The sequence below is a fragment of the Helicobacter sp. MIT 01-3238 genome (assembly GCF_003364135.1).
Classification (GTDB): Bacteria; Campylobacterota; Campylobacteria; order Campylobacterales; family Helicobacteraceae; genus Helicobacter_B.
On the sequence record NZ_NXLN01000027.1, the window covers coordinates 1 to 19,167 of the forward strand.

Sequence of the window (19,167 nt, forward strand, 5' to 3'; positions counted from 1 at the left end):
GCGAGGATTCTGCGCGTGAGCTAGATTCTATACATTCTACCCACCCCATAGCCCCCTCCGCCACAATTTTACAATTTGGGGAGGGGGAACGCCACTCTTGTCATACTGAGCAAAGCGAAGTATCTCAAGATTGTAGAGATTTTTCGCATTCTACGAATGCTCAAAATGACAAAAATGGATATTTCGCTAATGTTCAAAATAACAACAATAGAGATTTTTCGCTTGTCGCTCAAAATGACAACACACAAGAAAACCATAGAGATATTTCGTTTGCTATGCAAACTCAATATGACGATGAACCTGATATAGTCCTAGACTTTTTTGCTGGAAGTGGGACAACTGCCCACGCGCTAATGGAGCTAAATCGCCAAGATAGTGGCAATCGCAAGTGCATTTTGGTAACCAATAACGAAATCACGGATATAAATCCAAACGGCATAGCCCTAGATGTAACCACCAAACGCCTAAAACGCATAATGAGTGGGGAATGCTATGATGGGGCTAAAAATTTTGAGTGGATTAAGAAAAATAAGCCTTATGGGGATAATCTATGCGTTTATAGAATAGAGACAATCAGCAAATACGCGCAAGGAAATACTACCCACCCCCTAGCCCCCTCCGCAAGGGAGGGGGAAAGAGAGTGTGATAACTCTGCGAGTGATAACAAAAAAGAATGCGCTAATTCCACAAGGGAGGGGGGAATACACCAAAATCACTCCACAAATCAAAATCTAAGCGTGCTCGATGCAATCGATGAATGCGACTATGGATTAGAACGATTTGAAAATATCCACGACAAAGCAAAATGGATAGCCCAAAACTTTGAAATCACGCTAGAAAAACTAGAAGAAATTAAATCAGATTCAGAGTGTGATGAGCGCGAAAAGGGCGAGTAATGCTACAAGAAGTCATTGATTTGCAAAACGAAGCGGTAAGCAAACTTTTATCCTGCGTGGAGTCTAAGCGCGAAATAACTTTCAAAGCCCCCACAGGCAGTGGCAAAACCTATATGATGAGCGATTTGATGAATCGCATTTTGGATAGGGATAGCAATGTCGTCTTTGTCGTAAGCACGCTTTCAAAGGGTGGCTTAGGGGAGCAAAACTACAAGGCGTTTGAGCGGTTTTCGCGGGAGAGATTTTCTCACCTAAAGCCCTTTTTGATTGACTCAAATGATAGTGGCGAGGAAGCACTGCATATTGATACAAACTACAATGTCTATGTTTTGCCTCACGGCTTGTATAAAGAAAAATCCAAACTCAAACAGGGTGCGCTAGTGAATTTCCTAAACCACATTAGCCCTGACTTGCTTGGGCATAATCAAGGCAAAAAAATCTACCTCATCAAAGATGAATGCCATATATCTACAAAAAATTTAGATAGCTTGATAGCAGATAGCAAAGGCTACTTCCAAAAAGTCATAAACATATCTGCTACGCCCAATAGAGCAAAGGGACAAAATCCAAATGTCGAAATCACAGAAGCCCAAGCCGTAAATGCAAATCTCATAAAATCCATAGAGCTAAAAGGCGTAGATAACGAAAGCAGTGTAGAGGAACTACAAGGCGCGATAGAGGAGTTTATAGGGCTAAAAAGGGCGTATTTAGATGAGCAAAATGGCGTGGGGATAAATCCCTGCTTAATAATCCAAATATCAAACAAAGATAAGGCAGATAAAGAAATAAAGCAAATAAAACAAGCACTCAAAATCCATAGTGAGCTAAAATATATGATAATCGTAGATAATAGCGAGGGCAAAAAATCTAGCAAGTGTGAGAGTAACGACAAAGTCGCCAAACTTCCTATCAAAAAATGGAAAGACTATGCCAAAGGCAATAATAGTAGCATAGATATAATCGTCTTTAAAATGGTGATAAGCGAGGGCTGGGACATACCCCGCGCGTGTATGCTCTACCAAATGAGAGATAGCAAAAGCTCTCAACTAGATGAGCAAGTAATGGGGCGTGTAAGGCGCAATCCAAGATTGCTAGATTTTGAAACCCTAAGTGATGCGCAAAGAGAACTCATAAGCAAGGCATATATTTATGGTGTGAAACCAAAGGAATCAAGCACAACAAAAGTGTGGCTAAAAGGGCAAATCCACAAAGGGTTTTTAGAAAATGAAATCATCAAAGAATTTAGCATAAAAATCACAAGGCTAAAAAGCGGGGAGAGGCTAGAATTTAGCGCGGAAAAATTTTTAGAAAATTTGGCGGATTGTAGTAGTGATTTTGGTGGTGATATGCGTGGTAAAGTCGGCGGTAATGTGAGTGGCAATTTCGGTGGTAAAAAGGATATTTTCACACTCTATAAAGAGCTACAATCTAGCTCCGAGCTAGAAGCGCAGTGCAAGGCTTACGCTGGGAGTAAATCACACAAGTGGTATGCCTTTGCAAATAACTTTGGCGCGATAAAAAGAGAGTATGAAAAAGAAGTGATAGACTATGATAAAAGCGTGGAGATTTGCGATGAGGTGGGAGCTTTGGCATTGGAGAGCTTTTTTAGCGCAAATGAGCATCACACGGATATGGAGTTTTTGGAGGAATGGGCGTGGCAAAAAGAGGGAGAGCGATTTTGCTTTGATAGCAAGGCAGAGATTGAGTGGATAAAGATTATAAGCAAATGTGCAAAAAAGGGCTTGATAAAAAGCATTAGGATAAATGGCGAAAAAACCGCGCTATTTGGCAAAAACTATCCTTACAACTCGGGGATAAAGTTTGAGTATTATCTCAATGGTAGGCATTTCTCTTACCCTGATTTCGTGCTAAAAGATACAGATGAGCAAATCCATATCTTTGAGGTAAAAAGTGTGGATTCTTTTGGCAGTGGGGATAGCGACTACACACGCAAAATAAGTGAGCTAGAGAAAATCTACAAAGCGATTTCTAAAAAAGATGGAATGAGGGGCTATCATTTTTGGATACCTATAAAGCAAGAGGGTAATCGCTGGGTTGTGAAGTGCTATGCAAATGGAAAGGATAGATTTAGCGGGGAGGCGTTTGGGGGCGAGGATATTATAAATGCTGTGGTGGATAGGCTAAAGGGGTAGGATTTGGGGGGGTTTGCGGGGGGATTTTGCTGTCTTTTAGAATCTTTCCAAGTCCTAAAGACAAACCAACCCGAATATATCGCCCTGCTCCTTACCCTACTAAAAGGCGAGTGCTAAAAGGGTAGCGGAGCTAATCCTTAGGTTGTGATTTTGCTTAAGCAAACACGAGGGATTAAATAATTATGCTAAAATACGCAACACTTAAAACAAAAGGCTTAGAAAATGAAAGAGCTAAAATGGTTTTTGTTTGGCATTTTTACCGCTGGTTTGGGGCTTTTGATTTATAAAATTATCAAGGGTGATTTTGGCAAAAATGCCCGTATTAAAGGATTTGCAGATGGATTTATGGGCGGGTTTGGTGCTACAAAATCGCCGACAGCCCACAAGGAATATGGCGAAATAGCAAAGCACATACAACAAAAACAAGCAAGATTTTATGCAAAAATCGACACAGAGTATAAAAAGGGCTTGGCACAATGAATAAAAAGCCCACAAAGCAAGATAGCTCACCAAGACAACCAAGCAAAACAAAACCACAAAATCAACTCAATATACAAAACAATATTTTTATGGGCAATGAGCTTGATGCCCTATCCAAATTGCCCGAGCCTTTGGCACATAGGGCTATGAATCTACTAGAAAAAACTACCGAACACAAAATGCAAATGGATAAAGAAATCATTGAGCTAGAAAAAGCCGAGCAAAGAGATAGAGGGAGCAATACGCGTTGGTTTTATGCCTTGCAAGGACTTGGCGCATTGAGTGCGTTTATATTTATCGTGGGGAGTTTGGGGATATTTGCCTACCTTGTAGTGCAAGATAAGCCAAATGCTTGGCTATCGCTTATCCCTGCGATTATTACCTCGCTTGTCAAACTTGGCAATATAAAAAATCATAAAAATTAAAAAGCACGAAATAACGCTAAATAGGGCAACACCACAAAAGCGGCATTTGCTACATTGCCTGCGTGCCAAAATTGCCAAAAAATAGCGCGAAGTCCAAAAAGGAGTAAATGTGAAAAAATATATCGCCCTGCGCCTGCTCTCCACTATCCCTATCGTGCTTGTTACTTCGTTTGTGATTTTTGTACTTTTGCGCGTCTGTGGGAGCGACCCTGTGGCGAGCTACTTGCTAAACTCCCAGCTTCCCGCCACGCCAGAGATTATCGCGCAGCTTCGGGCGGAGTTTGGGCTTGATAAGGCGATTTTGGAGCAGTATGTCGCGTGGCTAGGGGGCGCGATAAGGCTAGACTTTGGCACTAGCTATATGAGCGGGCGGGAGGTGGCGAGCGACTTTGCGGAGTTTTTGCCCGTGAGTGCGGCTCTCATCGCGTGCGGGCTTGGTATTGTTTGTCTTGGCTCGGTGGTGCTAGGAATCCTTGGTGCGAGGTTTGCAAACACCGCGCTAGATTTCATAATCCGCGCGTTTTGCTTCATCGGCGTGTCTATGCCCAATTTTTGGCTTGCGTTTTTGCTTATGCTTTTTTTTAGCTTGCACTTGGGGTGGCTAGCCCCGCTTGGGCTTGAGGAGGGGGCGAGGAGCTTTATCCTCCCTGCGATAAGCATCTCGCTAATGTCGCTTTGCATAAACACGCGCCTTGTGCGGGCAAATATGCTCGAAGTCGCCAAAGAGCGACATATCCTCTATGCGAGGCTTCGCGGGCTTCCTAGCGGGACAATTACCATTAGGCATATTTTTTATAACGCCTCGCTTCCTATCATCACGGCTATGGGTATGCACTTAGGCGAGCTGCTAGGCGCGGCACTCGTGGTGGAGAATATCTACGCCCTGCCCGGTATCGGGCTATACGCTATCCAAGCTATCGCAAATCACGATTACCCCGTGATAGAGTGCTTTTTTGTGCTTATGTGTGTGGTATTTGTGCTAAGCAACGCACTTATCGACATCATCTACGCGCTGCTAGACCCAAGACTTGCTAGGGAGAGATAAGGGGCAGGCGGTTTTTGTTGTTTTTGGGCTTCCATAATCTTGTTGTTTCTTTGTCATTTTGAGCATTTGCAAAATGCGAAAAATCTCTATCGCACCTTTTTGTTATCTTTAAGCAAGCTAGCGACTAAAGAATCTCTCTTTTGTTTTTGAGATACTTCGCTTACGCTTAAGTATGACAAAAAGTATAGCAAAGTGAGGTGGCAAGGGGGGAATCTGTGGCTTTTTTGGATACTTCGGGCTTCGCCCTCAGTATGACAAGATAAGGTGTTGTATGGCAAAAGTGGAAAGCGTTATGACAAGGTGGAGTGTCAAGCGATAAAAAACCTTAATTATGGCAAGAAGTGGTGTGTCAGTATGACAAAATAGTGTGCTTTGGTTTGTGAGTCTTAATTTGCCTTAGTTTTTTTAGTCTTTGGAATCTGTGCGAAATTCTAGCTCGTAGTTTATGATAAACTCCATTTCCTCCGCACTTAAGCCATAGAGTGGGCAAATTAGTCTATCGATTTCATCTATGATATGCTTTGATTTTCTTATTTTGTAGGTTTTCACGCCGTTGCTATAATCGTGGTTTTTCTCAATATCTTTCTCGTATTTGCTACCCAGCTTCTCTAGTAGCTTGATTTGTTCATTGCTAAATTTTGGTATAGGGAATCTCTCAAATTCGTAAAGATAATTATCTCGCTCATTGGAGTAAGCGTTTCTAAACCAATAAAAAAGCGTGCTTGACATTAAAGCTACGACTAATTTAGAATTTATCGCATTAAAGCTGTCTTCTTTACTCGACTTTGTAGAATAACTTGTATATACTTTATAATACCTACCACCCGAAGTCCTATAATAAACACTCTCTTTACCTTTCATAAATTTCTTAAGTGTTTGTTTTTGGGCATAGAGTTTTTGCATTATGTCTTTTTCAATCGGCAAACTGATTTTACAAAATGCACCTTGACGGACAAAATCAATGCTGTTAATAAACTTTAGCTCTTGTATCAAATCTTTAAGGGATTGCGTTGAATAGCGTTTATTTATCCAAGTTGTCATTAGTTCTTTGGTTTTAGAAAATGTTTTTGTAAGGCCAATGATTGAGACTTTTTGCTCTGCATTGCCAAATACTTTGGCAGGGCGTTCGCCATAGCTACTTACTTTTATAAACTTGCAATTCTCCAAAAGCATTTTATGCAAAGCAATATTTGAATCGCTACTTGTTGCGCTAAGTGGCACGATATAGCCAAGATTGCGATTTTGTGCTAGCAGATTAAAGCCCTTTTCGATAAATAGCTTGTAAGTATCGCCTGTATCGGCGTATAGATAGCGTTTTTGCTTTTTGCAAAAGTCTTTTTGCTCCTTGCTAAGCAGATTTCCATAGGGTGGATTGCCGATGATTAAATCAAACCCCATAAAATCGCCGTTCGCATTTAGCACTTCGGGGAATTCAAATCGCCATTCAAAGTATTCTCTTGCTTGTGTTTTGATAGTTTCATAAGATTTCATAGACTCTACTAGGGCGATAAAGTCTTTTTCTACAAATCCGCGCGGGTCATCTTGCTTGGGAATATCAAGGGTTTTGTGAAACTCAAATGCCTTAAACAAGTAGTCATTGAGCTTTTCTATCCATTCTTGTAGCTCTTTTTTGTTGGCATTTGGCACTTTTGCGTTATCAACCCCGCTATAACCATAGGTCTTTAGATAGCTTGCAAAAATGCTTTTAAATTCTCGATATGTCGGGTGGGTTTTGACAAAAAGATTGAGTATGAAGCCTTTGGCGGAATTTATCTCACTCTTTAGTGAAGCCCTCAAATCATCGTCTTTTTCGTCTTTGTAGGCGTTTGTTGCTTTTTTGTATTTCTCTATTTCTCTGGGGAGTTTGACTTTTAGGTCGTTTAGAATCGCTTGTATCTCAATGGCTTCCTCTAGCTTTGCCTCTTTGTTAAGCAGGTCTTTAAGCTGTGCTTCTAGCTTGTCTTTGCTGATGTTTAGCTCAATGTTTGAGATAAGGCTGTTGCCACACTTTATGTTTATGTCGATATTTGGCAGGGTTTGCATTTGATGAATGCTTGAATCAAGATTTTTTGTGTAGCCTTTGTCATTTGGCAAGAGATAGTAGCTGTTTTTTAGTAGCTCTATCCATAGGCGCAGTTTGCAGATTTCTACGGAATTTGGATTTATATCCACGCCAAAGAGGTTGTTTTCGATTATGGATTTTTTTAGCTTAAAGAGTTCTTTTTGGATTTTGTGGCTTGGCTGTGCTTCATCTTTTGGCTTGGTGTAGGAAAAATCGCTTAAGTAGAGCTCATCGCCGATAATTTGTAGCTTGTTTCTCAAAATCTCGTTGCTTAAAAGTCCCAAATCATAGTGGATTTTAATCATTTGGTTTAGGACAGAAACGAGGAAATGCCCGCTTCCCACCGCAGGGTCGCAAATAAGCGTGGTTTTTAGAAAATCTTTGTATTTTTGCTTTATACTCTCTCTATCGCTACTTTGCCTCATTTCCCTTGTGATTTCGGATTCTATGTCGGCTATATTTTTGCACTGCCATTGTGGGTTTGCCTCGTTAAACTTGTGCAAAATGACTTGCTCTAGATTTTCCTCACACATATAGCTTGTAATCGCGCTTGGCGTGTAAAAGCTCCCGTCTTTATAAGCGTTTATGCGCTCAAAGACATTGCCTAGCACGCTTGCATTTATCAGCGTATCAGCTTCGTATTCTTCCCCACTACCGAAGTCATATCTATCCAAAAAGTCCAAAAGATAGCGCAAAAGCGGGATTTTGGTTTGCACTTGGTGCTTTTGCTTTTTATTATATTCTTTGTAAGGGAGGAGCTCTTTATCGTTGCTTAGGGTTTGTATGCGGATAAGTTTGTGCTCTATTTGGCTTGGGTTGAACAGCGATGAGTTGAGATAGGGGAGATGAAAAAATGGCGAAGCTTCATCGCGCTCATCGTGAGGCTTGGCAAATACTTTGAAAAATAGATTTTCTAGCGTTTGAAAATCTTGTATGTTTTTGGTGTTTAGAAATCTAGCGTTTGCCTTGCGGGCTTCTTTGCCTTGCGTGGTAGGGCTAAAGCGAATGAGATTTGCCTCGATTAGCTTAAGAAAGAGGATTCTATTTAGCCAAACGATGATGAGTGAGATAATGTTTTCTTGGGTTTTATCCTCTTGGTGTGGTATGTTTTCATAGATATTTTCATACACCGTGCCACTTACATTATTGGGGATAATTTTGTTTGTTTCTTTGTTGTCTTTGGTTTTTTCTACCTCTAAGCCAAGTATGTAGAGTAGCTCTTTGTAAAATGCTTCGTTAATCTCGCTTTTGTGGATATATTTATCAAGCAAAAATTCAGGTGCAAATGCTTTGAAAAAGGGCTTAATATTGCATTTATCATCTTTTAGGTGTTGCAGATTTAGCAGTAGGGGCTTAAGCTGTGCGCTGAAATTCTCGCTACCAAAATATTGCTTAAGCTCGGCATAAAAATCTTTGTTGCGTTTTTGGGATTCTTGGTCTAAGTCGTTTTTGATTAAAGACTTGTATCGCTCATAAAAGCCCTTGATATAGTCGTTTTGATAAAAATATTTTTCAAATTCTGCTTCATCAAAAAAGAAAAACTCATAAAAATCTGTGATGATGATATATTTCACTTCAAATCGTTTGTGTAGCTCTTTGGCTCGCTCCTTTTCTCGCAAATAATACAAAACGCACTCGTGCAAGGCAGTTGTGTTGGCATTATACGCGCTTATCATTTCGCTACTTTTGGGCTTTTTGGCTTCAAGTATGCAGGCGACATTCTCATCTTTTTTGAGCACAAAATCCACACTTCCTGCCACGCTACCAAAGTAATTTTGCTTATGCCCTGCTTCAAACTCATCGCTTTGATAATGGCTTAGCTTAAATGCGCTAAGTTTGCCAAAAAGCTCATCTATGAGGGCGTCTTTTAGTATGTCTGGCTCATCTTTGTGCAAGACTTGCTCTAGTTTTGGGAGATAGTGCTTTGTTATAAGTTCTTTGAAAGATTGTTGTTGCTGCTCGGGGATTTTTGAATTATAATACAGCTCGCCACCAAGAAAACTTTGGACTTCTTGTGGGGATTCTCTAGGATTTATTTGCAACATTTCTTGCGCCCTTTTGTCAAGTTTTGCGCATTATAGCATTATTTTGTATGCTTTATTGGCTTTATGAGATTTTGCTTTTTGCGCGGCTGTGGTGTTGCGGGCTTAGATGAGGTGGTGGGGTATTGTGGTTTGGATAAAGCGATTTATTGTTAGGGTGATTTTGCGGAGGCGTTGCTGTGGTATATTTTGATTTTGTGATTTTTGTATAGTAGAATGATGATTTGTTTTGCAAAATTTAAGATAATGGCAAATAAACCCCCAAAGGTAGCAACAAAAGCAACAAAAAGGCAAAGAAATGATACAATCAAATGCGCCACAATCAACCACGCAAAGCACAAATCCTACGCAACCAACCCCTGCAAAATCAGAATCTACGCAACCAAATCCACTCACAAATACCACGCCATACAAATCCTCGCAAGGCAAAATCGTGCAAGACAAAATCGCGTCCAACCCCCCAACCCCCCCTAAACAGATAAAGGCGCAAAAAGCCCCAAAGCCCACGCAAGCTAAAACCACGACAAAAACAAATCCTCCCCCTCTCAAGCGGCTTAGCCTGCTTGGCAAATGCGCGTTTTTCGCCCTTGTGGCTATCGTGCTTGGTGCGGTGTTTTTGCCTTTTTTTGCGCCCTATTCGCCTGATTTTATGGATTTGGGTAGCATACTCTCTCCCGCCTCAAGTGCGCATATTCTGGGCACAGACCATTTGGGGCGGGATATTTATACGCGGCTTATTTTTGGTGCTAGGCTCTCACTTGGCTCGGTGGCGATTATCCTAGCCCTTGTGCTCGCACTTGGCATCGGCATAGGCTCAGCTTGTGCGCTCTATGGCGGGCGCGTAGATAGCGTGGTTATGCGGGTGTGTGATATGTTTTTGTCTATGCCTACGGCGGTTTTGTCTCTGCTTTTTATCGCTGCTCTTGGCGTGGGGCTAGCAAATGTCATCATCGCTATCGCGCTTACGCACTGGGCGTGGTATGCTCGGCTTGTGCGCTCGCTTTGCTTAAGTCTAAAAAGCAAGGAGTTTGTCGCACTTTCGCTCGTGCAGGGGGCTAGCAAGTGGCAAAGCTACAAGGCAAATATGCTAACGCCCATAGCGAGCCAATGCCTCGTGCTCGCCACGATGGATATAGGGCATTTTATGCTACATATCGCGGGGCTGTCCTTTCTAGGGCTTGGCGTGCAAGCACCGCAGGCAGAATGGGGTGTAATGCTAAGCGAGGGCAAGGAGTATATGTGGAGCAATGCCGAGCTGCTGCTCTATCCCGGGCTAGCCCTCTTTATCTGCGTGGCGGTGTGCAATGTGCTGGGCGATAGCTTGAGGGATTACTTTGATGTGAATGTGAATGGGGAGTAGATTTGTGGGGATTTATTCCCTAAAGAAACTTAGCTTGACTTAGTCTGTTTTTTGGGTTTTCTAGAATCTAGATTCTAGAAAATGCGAGATTTGGCAAGATTTACTTTTATCATTTTGTTTTGCCTACATATTGGCATAAATTGTGTGAAATTTAGGCTTGCTTAATTCGCTTTAAAATGTTTTCATAGTGTTTTGTGTCGATTTCAAACCCTATGTAGTCGCGATTGAGTTTTTTTGCTGCAAGGAGCGTTGTCCCACATCCACAAAATGGGTCAAGGACTATTTGCCCCTCTTTTGTTACAAGTTTTATGAGCGTTTCCATAAGAGATAGGGGCTTTTGTGTGGGGTGCAATCCACGGTCAGAATCTTTAGTTTTTACTTTCATAATGTTTGAGCAAATCTCAATACCGATATTGTCCATTTGGGATTTTTTGAGCTCTATTTCATTGAAACCACCAATATCGTAGTTTAGAATATTATCTGTCAGCGTTTGACCGATTGGGTATGGTTTCATAAACCAAAGTATAGGCTCAAAAAGCGGGCGCAGATTTCCAATCTTCCAACCCTCCCACTTTTTTGCATTTATCTCATCATTTCGCCTATTAAACACGCAAGAAACCCTTTGCGCTCTGTATGCAGCGGTGTTTTTTTCCCAAGAAATCATATCTTTGAAAATAAAGCCTGCGTCCTCTAGGGCGCATATACAGCGATGCGACATCCTCCTACCCGCAAAGATAAAACAACTCGCACCGGGTTTTAAAACCCTTAGCCATTCATAAGCCCATTTTAGACACCATTCATAGTATTCTTTTGCGATATTTTTATCTGCTTCTGACCAGCCATTGAGTGGCTTGCCACGACTTTTAAACAAACTGCTTTTGCTTTGAGCGGGGCTTTTGCCAAGTAGGGCTGAATTTGTGTTGTTGTGTATCACATCCCATTCATCAAAGCTAATGCCATAGGGAATGTCAGATAGTATCAAATGCACTGATTGCGACTCGACGGTTTTTATAAGCTCGATAGAATCCCCAAGTTCAATTCTACTCATTTGTCCCCACCTCCAAAGACGAAATAAACGACTTTATGACAGATATTTTTTCTTTTAGTTTTGTTTCTTTGATGAGCTCGCTGATTGCTTCATCTCTAGTGAGTTTTTTGATGTCATTTATTTTGTCGTTGCAATATCTAACCTCATCTCCCCCTCTTTGAACTATATCAACCTTGCATTGTTGGAGCTTTTGCACAAAATCATCTATTGAAACACCTAGCTTTTTTGCGACAATTTTATTTACTTTTGGTATGAAGCATTCTTTTGCGCTCGCTACTTTTGATTCTCTAGCAAACATTTTTGAGCTATCCCAAATGGATTCAAGAGAGAGGTTTTGCGTTTCGCTAATGTTATTTTCAAGTAATATGGAGATATGCTCCCAAGACAAAAGGCAAACATTTGTATCAAGGGCTAGTTTATAAATTTGGCTTTGCTCTTTTGGGTATTGAAAATATGGAGATACTAATACTGCAAATTCGTGTTCGCTACCACGCCAATTACTTAGTGTGGATACTTTAAAATCTTTTTGATTTTTTGCTGTTCTGCTTAGGCGAAAGCATTTGGCATCTGCGACAAGACTATATCTGTGAAATACGCTTTGGGCTATCACATCTGCACTATCTGCCCTCTCTGCAATCGCCTTTGACTTTAGCCCTAGCATAACAAACGCTCTAGCAAGGATAATATCAGAATTTTGAGAATAGCTTTTCAGCAGATGGGCTAGCTTGTATGCACTCTGGGATTATTCCGATTTGCTTGAGGATATGCTTTATATCTTTGTCATTTAGTTTGTCAATATAGCTGTGAATATGCTGGGATTGCTCTTTGAAACTTTTTACATTTTTATCACTTGAGGTTTTTAGTATTTCATTAAGGAATTTATTAAACATTTATTCTCTCTCCAATAATTCTACTTTAGATAAATTTAAGTGGTTTAGTCCGCGAAATGATACCTTAATTTTGTTTATATTGACTTAATCCACAATCCCAAGTGCGATGATATGGGAAACACAAAGATGGGTAAAAATCTAGCGGAGTGCGATTTTGGATTAGGCTTATTTTAAACTTAAAAATCCCCTAAGCAGTGTTTTTGACTCATTTGGCAATTTTGCTAATTTTTCAAGTAATTCGGTAGTTGGTGTATTGTCCTTTTTTACCTTATCTAGTGCTTTGTTTGGATTTTGGCTAGTCATTTCTACAAGATTTTCTATAAGTCTTTTGGCTAAATTCATATTATCTTGAGATGAATCGCTTTGTATCTCATCTATTTGTTTTTTATATCCTAAAAAACTCCTCGCAAGCGTTTCTTTGTGCTTATACTCCTCTTGTAATCTCTTTGATTCGTTGCGCCTTTGTGTAGAAAAAATCGCCAACCAAGCCAACGGAATGTAAAAAGGTAATCTAACTAATATAGCCCCCAAAATAGCCAATGGCTCACTTAATTTATCGGAAACTTCCATAAATCCCCAAACTGCGATACCGACAATACTTAACATAGACAAAATAAAAATTGCATTCCAACCATAGATAGCCCATTTATAGCTTTCTTTTGATTTTTCATAAGAACTAGCTAAACTAGCATTTGTAGCGTCTTTTAAAAGATTTTCTATCTCATCTTTTAAAGATTTAAATTTCGTTTTTTGTTCTTCATTATATTCGTCAAGCTGTTTTTGTCTATCTTTAATCTCTTGTTGCAATCCACCAATTCTTTGATTGTTTTCCACAGTGCCAAAAATTTTTACATAAAATTCATCAAGGTCTGTTAATTTTTGAGTAAAGTTCATTACTATATCGTGGAGTTGTTTGTATGTAGAATTTATATCATTTTGGATAAAATCAATATCAGCCTTGATTGATGTTTCTTTATTGTCTTGCTTTACGAAAAAGGCGTTATTGAATTTTTGAATTTCATTAAACCAAGTTTGAATTTGTATTTGCGAACTTGCTATCTGACTTTGGATGCTATCATCAGCACTTAATAATTTATCCCCATAATTTTCTATTGCTTTGGCATCTCTTTTTATTTTGCTAAAATCTACTTCTTGCAAAAATTGTTTTATAGCACTACTGTATGCTTTAATCATTTCATCAATGGCACTAGAAACTTGATTTTTTGGAATATAAACACTGCCATAAGAAGCCAAATAAAATAAAATTTCATCTAATACTTGATTCAAATGTGGGATTGTTTTATTCCAAGATTGTGTTTTTGATTGTATTTGAGTGTAAAAAGTTTGTGGCAATAAATCAGGGTCTAATAAACTTGTATAATTTTCAATATATGCCAAAACCTTTTTTGCCCTAGCAAATTCTAATTTTTGACTAGCATCTAGATCATCTACATTTAAATTTTCTACTTCACTTCTCATTTGAAGTAAGGGTTGTTTTATGTTTGTGTCAAATTGCTCTACTCGCGTCATTTAATCACTCCAATTTTTTGATTTTTATAAATTTTGCAGGTTATTTAGTTTTATGCAAATTGTGGTTATTTACATTTTTTATAAGCCTTAAAAAAAAACACACATTTTTGGTTTGTGGAGAAAAATCTTTAGGCTATTTTGTTGGAATTACCCTCTTTTATAATGCGCTCAAAGACTTTATCATAAGTATTTTGCGACATAATGTGCCTTTTGGTTTTATTTTTGTAAATAAAATGGTAGTTTATTTTTGTAAATGCAACTAAAGGCACAAAATGGGAGAATCTACAACGCACGCGGAGCAAAGCACAGCGCAGGGAATGGGACAAAATCCAAGCGCACGACAAAGTGCAACACCGAGTGCAAATCCAAGCGATTTGGGCGCGAGAATGCCAAGCACAACACAAAGCGAAGAACAAAGCGCGGTGCGAAATGCGGCGCGAAACGAGAGCACGACTAAGGGCGTAAATCCGCCCAAAAGCCTAGCCCTGCGCAATCTTTGCATAGCAAATGGCGATAGGATTTTGCTAGAGGGTGTGGGGTTTGAGATAGTCGCGGGGCAGACTACCGCGCTTATGGGTGCGAGTGGCTCTGGCAAATCCCTAAGTGCGCTCGCCTTGCAAGGAATCATGGCGCGAAACCTTCGGCTTGTGAGTGGCGAGGTATTGCTAGATGGGCGCGTATTAGACGAGCGCGAGATAGCGCAGGGGCGCGGGAAACTCTACTCAAGTATCTTGCAAAATCCGCGCACCTGTTTCAACCCGCTTCTAAGCCTAAAATCCCACATAAAAGAGAGCCTAGACGCGCTAGGCAAGGGGTATGTGGGCGATGAGGTGGAGTTTGCCTTGCGTGAGGTGGGGCTAGAGAGTAGCGCACTTACGCACTATCCGCACGAGCTAAGCGGGGGAATGTTGCAAAGGGCGATGATAGCTATCTCGCTACTTAGCGGGGCGCGATATATCATCGCTGATGAGGCAACTACGGACTTGGATATGGTGGTGGAGAGGAGGATTTTGGAGTTGCTAAAGGGGCTACAAAGGAGTCGCGGGCTGGGCGTGCTGCTGATAAGCCACGATAGGAGGGTGGTGGAGTTTATGGCGGACAGGGTGTGTAGGATTGAGCGGGGGAGAATGTGTGGGAGCGAGGGCAATTTGCCTGCGGGTATCCATTTGAGTGGTTGCAATTTGTCTTCGGGTGATTCATTTGAGAAATCTCACTGCCCCGCTTCGCTTGATGAACGCGAAATGTTCTATCTACGCTCGCAGGGCAATGAGATTTCCCAAAGCAATACCGCAAATACTTCGATTGTGGGGGGGGCTTGCCATACTGAGGCTTTAGCCGAAGTATCTCAAAAAAGTAAGTCTAGTGAAGTCTATTTAGCAAGCGAAACTTCTTTAGAAAGCAAACACGGGACGGATTTTTTGGAAGCCAAAAATAAGAGATATTTCGCTTTCCCTCAATATGACAAAATTACTCACGATGGTGGAAACAAAGAGAGCGAAACTGCTAATGGAAATAATGTGAGAGAAAATAACACACATTCTAGCTCTTTTGCGCGTAAGTCGCCTTGTTCCCCCTCCCTTGCGGAGGGGGTTAGGGGGTGGGTAGAATCCTACAATAACAAACAAAACGCACTCATAGCGCATAATGTAAGCAAATCTTTTTCGCGCTACACACTCTTTGGCAAGAAAGAAAAGCGTGTGCTGCACGGCATTTCTTTGCGCGTGGGGGAGAGGGAGCGCGTGGCACTGCTAGGCAAAAGTGGCTCGGGCAAAAGCACGCTAGCAAAGATTTTAAGCGGGCTAGAGGGCGTGGATTTTATGCCAAATACGCCTAAAAATGACAGTGCAAACTCTGCAAAATCTAGCACGAAATCTTGTGCCAAAACCCACGGTCTGCATAGCGAAGATTCAGATTTTAGCGCGGATTTGCGCAGTGGAGTGTATCTCAATGGCAAAGAGATTTGGCACACAAAGCCTCGATTTGCGCGAGCAAAAAACACAGGTGCAAAAAACGCAGGGTTGGAAAATGCGGGCGTAAAAAAGTCGAGTAAAAAAAATGCGTGGATAGAAAATCCTAAAAATCTGCTGGCAAAGATTTTTAGCGCGATAAACGCGAGCACAAATAATGCCGATAAACGCAGGCAAAGCAGTGCAATTAACCTCTCAAACCTCGCGCAGCGTAGGGAGTTTTACAAACAAGTGCAAATCCTTTTCCAAGACCCGATAGGCTCGCTAAATCCGCGCCTAAAATTGCGCGAGTCGCTATGCGTGCCACTACGCTACTTGCTGGGCTTGCAAGATAGGCAGGCACAAGAATCGCGTATTTTGCCATTGCTAGCGCGTCTGGGGCTAGATGAGGGACTGCTAGATGCCTACCCTGCTATGCTTTCTGGCGGGCAGGCGGCGAGATTTTGCCTAGCGCGTGCGTTGCTTGCGCGTCCCAAATATATCATACTTGATGAGAGCACTTCTAGCCTAGATGAGCGCGTGGAGGGCGAGATACTCGCACTCCTTAAAGAGCTGCAAGAGGAGGAGGGGCTAGGTGTGTTGCTTATCACGCACAGCGTAGAGCTTGCGAGGAAGTTTTGTGAGAAAATCTACATAATGGAGCGTGGAGAAATCATCGAGGAAGTGCATAGGGACGAGGCTTTTAGGAGTGATTTTGGGGCACAGCTTGATAGGCTTAGTGGATTTGCGTAAGTGAGACTTGCGTAAGTATAGAATTTAAAGGCAAGGCTTTAAGGTGCAAAATCGCTTAAGTGCGAAAATCAACCACCCCAAACAATCAGCCCCAAACAACCACCCAAAACAATCCGCTTTAAGAAAATAGCCCAAACCCCTAAAAATCAGCTTTTTTAGAATCGGTATCTTTTGGCTTTGGCATTCCTGTGGGGAATGCGAATGTTTTGACAATGATAGCAGACATAATCGCAAACATTGCAAGGCAAAACCATAGTGAAAAGGTTACCATTAGTCCTCCTTTAGTTGATTTAGGTATTTGTTATACCATAGGCATAGCACGGCTATCACAGCGCAAGCAAGCACCATACCGACCCACAAAATCACAAGTTTGGTAAGCGTGAGATTTTCGGCATTGACAAAGAGATATGAAATCATACCAAGCAGGGCGAGCCCAAAGGCAGATATGACTTTCTCTAGGTTGTTTAGGATTCTCTCAAGTTTTTTCATAAGCGCGATTATAGCGCAGTTTTGTGGTTTTGTGTTTTGTTTAGGATAATAAATTTTGCGACTTTATCTAATAAGCAAAATCTATCAGCGCACACAGGATTTTGACAAAAATGGACAATCAAATGTCCATCTGCAATGCTGCCAAAAAAGCGCGCAAAAATTTTAGCGGACAATCAAATGTCCGTTTTGCTCGGTATAATGTCTCTCGCAAAAACAAAAACAAAGGAGAGCAAATGCCGCGCAGGACAGATACCCACAGCACAAATGCGACTAAAAAAGCAAATGGTGCAAGCACAACCAAACAAGCAAAAAGCACCACAGCAAGTAAGACACACAATGCAAAGGCACGCGCAAATTCAGGCAACCACGACAAGCAAACCCACACAGCCACCACCACAAACAAAAATCTAAGCCAATCAAACCAAGCCCACACAACAAAGGACACGACAAAAGCCACAAAACCCGCAAGCCAAATGCCAACCACCAAACCCCACTCCTTGCACCTCTCCAAGTCCCAATACCTGCGTGGCGTGCAGTGCCACAAGCGACTTTGGCTGTATAAATACAAGCACGAACTGCTGGATGAGCCCACACCCTCCCAACTAGCGCGATTTCAAGCGGGCAATGAAGTGGGCGAACTTGCGCTAGAGCTATTTAAGTGTAAGGATAAAATTGCCTTTAGCGAGGGGGACTTTAGCGCGAAAATAGAGAGGACAAAAGCCCTTATTGATAGTGGCGTAAGCTCCATTGCCGAAGCGACTTTTTCGCATAACGGCGTTCTAGTAATGGTGGATATTTTGCAAATTACCCCGCAAGGTGTAATCATAAATGAAGTCAAATCTAGCACGGGGCTAAAGCCCGTGTATATCGATGATTTGGCGGTGCAGTATTTCGTGCTAAGTGGCGCGGGATATAAAGTCATCGGTGCAAATCTCGTGCATATCGATAGCTCTTATGTGCGCAAAGGTGCGCTTGAAGTGGATAGGCTTTTTAAGAAAGTGGATTGCTTGCAAGCTGTGATTGAGAAGCAAAGCGAAGTGGAGCAAAATCTGTGTGCGTTTGAGAAGATTCTAGAAGACAGCGCGAATCCACCGCAAATCGACATAGATTTGCATTGTGATTGTCCTTATGAATGCGACTTTAAGGGCGTTTGCTGGAGTGGTGTGCCAGATGAAAATAGCGTTTTTGAGATTTCGCGCCTTGATTCGCGCACCAAGTTCGCGCTCTATCATAGTGGCATTGCGCGTTTTAGCGACATTAGGGACTTTAGCGCGTTTAGTGCATCGCAAATCTTACAAATACAATGTGCGCTAGATAATGCTGTGCATATCGATAAAGTCAAGATTCAAGAGTTTCTAGCCACGATTCGCTATCCCGTGTATCATTTGGACTTTGAGACATTTATGGAGGCTGTGCCTAGCTATGATTCGCAGTGTCCGTATATGCAAGTGCCATTTCAGTATTCGCTGCATATCGATTATGGCGATAGATTCGAGCATAGGGAGTTTTTGGCGGATTGTGAGGGCGACCCAAGAGTCGCGCTTGTGGAGTCGCTCGTGCGCGACATTCCGCGAGGTGCGTTTATTTTGGCGTATAATGCGAGTTTTGAAAAAGGTGTGATGAAAAGGTTAGCTTTGACTTTCCCGCAGTATGCGGAGATTTTGGAGCATTTTTGTGAGCATACGGCGGACTTGATGACGCCTTTTGCGCAAAAAGCCTACTACCACCCTGCTATGCGCGGGAGCTACTCGATAAAGGCGGTGCTACCCGCGCTCGTGCCAGAAATGGAGCAGGCGTATAAGGATTTAGAGCTAGTGCATAATGGCGGGGAGGCTATGGAGGCGTTCCCCGCGCTAAAGGCTATGGATAGGGCGAATCGCTGGGCATATCGGCACGCGCTTTTGGAATACTGCAAACTTGATACTTTGGCAATGGTAAAGGTGCTAGGGAAGCTACGGGGGGTGGCGAAAAATAAGGCGTGATAAATGTGTTTTACAAGCAAATAAATTACAATAAATTGCGTTTAGTTTGACAAAAATCGTTTTTTT

The 19,167-nt window shown here is 41.7% G+C and carries 14 protein-coding genes and 1 pseudogene; 8 read left to right on the forward strand and 7 right to left on the reverse strand.

What is annotated here, in order from left to right:
- From CQA40_RS08850 to CQA40_RS08870, 5 genes are all read left to right on the forward strand, one after another.
- On the forward strand, positions 1 to 896 hold an 896-nt coding region (locus CQA40_RS08850; RefSeq protein ID WP_258864518.1), incomplete at its 5' end, for a DNA methyltransferase.
- Positions 896 to 3,049: a DEAD/DEAH box helicase gene (locus tag CQA40_RS08855; protein ID WP_115520493.1), complete on the forward strand. Its 2,154-nt coding sequence runs from the start codon at positions 896 to 898 to the stop codon at positions 3,047 to 3,049. The genes CQA40_RS08850 and CQA40_RS08855, both read left to right, overlap by 1 nt.
- A 222-nt stretch (positions 3,050 to 3,271) precedes the next feature.
- The gene (locus tag CQA40_RS08860; protein ID WP_115520494.1) at positions 3,272 to 3,529 is read left to right on the forward strand and encodes a hypothetical protein; all 258 of its coding nucleotides are present in this window, start codon (positions 3,272 to 3,274) and stop codon (positions 3,527 to 3,529) included.
- Entirely contained in the window at positions 3,526 to 3,954 is a 429-nt protein-coding gene (locus CQA40_RS08865) for a hypothetical protein (protein WP_115520495.1), read from the forward strand. Before CQA40_RS08860 ends, CQA40_RS08865 begins: the two co-directional genes overlap by 4 nt.
- Before the next feature lie 109 nt (positions 3,955 to 4,063).
- Positions 4,064 to 4,999 (forward strand): ABC transporter permease subunit, encoded by a 936-nt coding sequence (locus tag CQA40_RS08870; RefSeq protein ID WP_115520496.1) that lies wholly within the window; start codon positions 4,064 to 4,066, stop codon positions 4,997 to 4,999.
- Positions 5,000 to 5,085: 86 nt separating this feature from the next.
- Here CQA40_RS08870 and CQA40_RS10900 read toward each other — a convergent pair whose 3' ends face one another.
- Complete coding sequence (locus CQA40_RS10900) at positions 5,086 to 5,277, reverse strand: hypothetical protein (protein ID WP_147290190.1); 192 nt, start codon at positions 5,275 to 5,277, stop codon at positions 5,086 to 5,088.
- A gap of 127 nt (positions 5,278 to 5,404) precedes the next feature.
- On the reverse strand, positions 5,405 to 9,106 hold the full coding sequence (locus tag CQA40_RS08875) for an Eco57I restriction-modification methylase domain-containing protein (protein WP_115520497.1): 3,702 nt from the start codon (positions 9,104 to 9,106) through the stop codon (positions 5,405 to 5,407).
- 295 nt (positions 9,107 to 9,401) lie between these two features.
- Here CQA40_RS08875 and nikC point away from each other — a divergent pair, with 295 nt between their 5' ends.
- Positions 9,402 to 10,463, forward strand: coding sequence for a nickel ABC transporter permease subunit NikC (gene nikC / locus CQA40_RS08880; protein ID WP_115520498.1), 1,062 nt, complete (start codon positions 9,402 to 9,404; stop codon positions 10,461 to 10,463).
- A gap of 151 nt (positions 10,464 to 10,614) precedes the next feature.
- Here the strand turns inward: nikC and CQA40_RS08885 are convergent, their stop codons facing one another.
- The 3 genes and pseudogenes from CQA40_RS08885 to CQA40_RS08900 all read right to left on the reverse strand — a co-directional run bounded on the left by CQA40_RS08885 (position 10,615) and on the right by CQA40_RS08900 (position 13,931).
- Positions 10,615 to 11,511 carry a site-specific DNA-methyltransferase gene (locus CQA40_RS08885; protein WP_115520499.1) on the reverse strand — a complete coding sequence of 299 codons (897 nt, stop codon included), beginning with the start codon at positions 11,509 to 11,511 and terminating at the stop codon, positions 10,615 to 10,617.
- Positions 11,504 to 12,401, reverse strand: a pseudogene (locus tag CQA40_RS08890) (HindIII family type II restriction endonuclease). The gene CQA40_RS08885 and the pseudogene CQA40_RS08890 overlap by 8 nt, the downstream one beginning before the upstream one ends.
- 165 nt (positions 12,402 to 12,566) lie before the next feature.
- Positions 12,567 to 13,931: a hypothetical protein gene (locus CQA40_RS08900; protein ID WP_115520502.1), complete on the reverse strand. Its 1,365-nt coding sequence runs from the start codon at positions 13,929 to 13,931 to the stop codon at positions 12,567 to 12,569.
- Positions 13,932 to 14,203: 272 nt separating this feature from the next.
- Between CQA40_RS08900 and CQA40_RS08910 the strand changes: the two genes are divergently transcribed.
- Complete coding sequence (locus CQA40_RS08910; protein WP_115520504.1) at positions 14,204 to 16,630, forward strand: ABC transporter ATP-binding protein; 2,427 nt, start codon at positions 14,204 to 14,206, stop codon at positions 16,628 to 16,630.
- Positions 16,631 to 16,769: 139 nt separating this feature from the next.
- Here CQA40_RS08910 and CQA40_RS11695 read toward each other — a convergent pair whose 3' ends face one another.
- A complete protein-coding gene (locus tag CQA40_RS11695; RefSeq protein WP_023926774.1) occupies positions 16,770 to 16,901 on the reverse strand; it encodes a hypothetical protein in 132 nt (43 codons plus the stop codon).
- Positions 16,901 to 17,119, reverse strand: a complete 219-nt coding sequence (locus CQA40_RS08915) for a hypothetical protein (RefSeq protein ID WP_023926775.1) — start codon at positions 17,117 to 17,119, stop codon at positions 16,901 to 16,903. Before CQA40_RS08915 ends, CQA40_RS11695 begins: the two co-directional genes overlap by 1 nt.
- A gap of 122 nt (positions 17,120 to 17,241) precedes the next feature.
- Here CQA40_RS08915 and CQA40_RS08920 point away from each other — a divergent pair, with 122 nt between their 5' ends.
- Positions 17,242 to 19,101, forward strand: a complete 1,860-nt coding sequence (locus CQA40_RS08920) for a DUF2779 domain-containing protein (protein ID WP_258864521.1) — start codon at positions 17,242 to 17,244, stop codon at positions 19,099 to 19,101.
- Positions 19,102 to 19,167 lie beyond the last annotated feature (66 nt).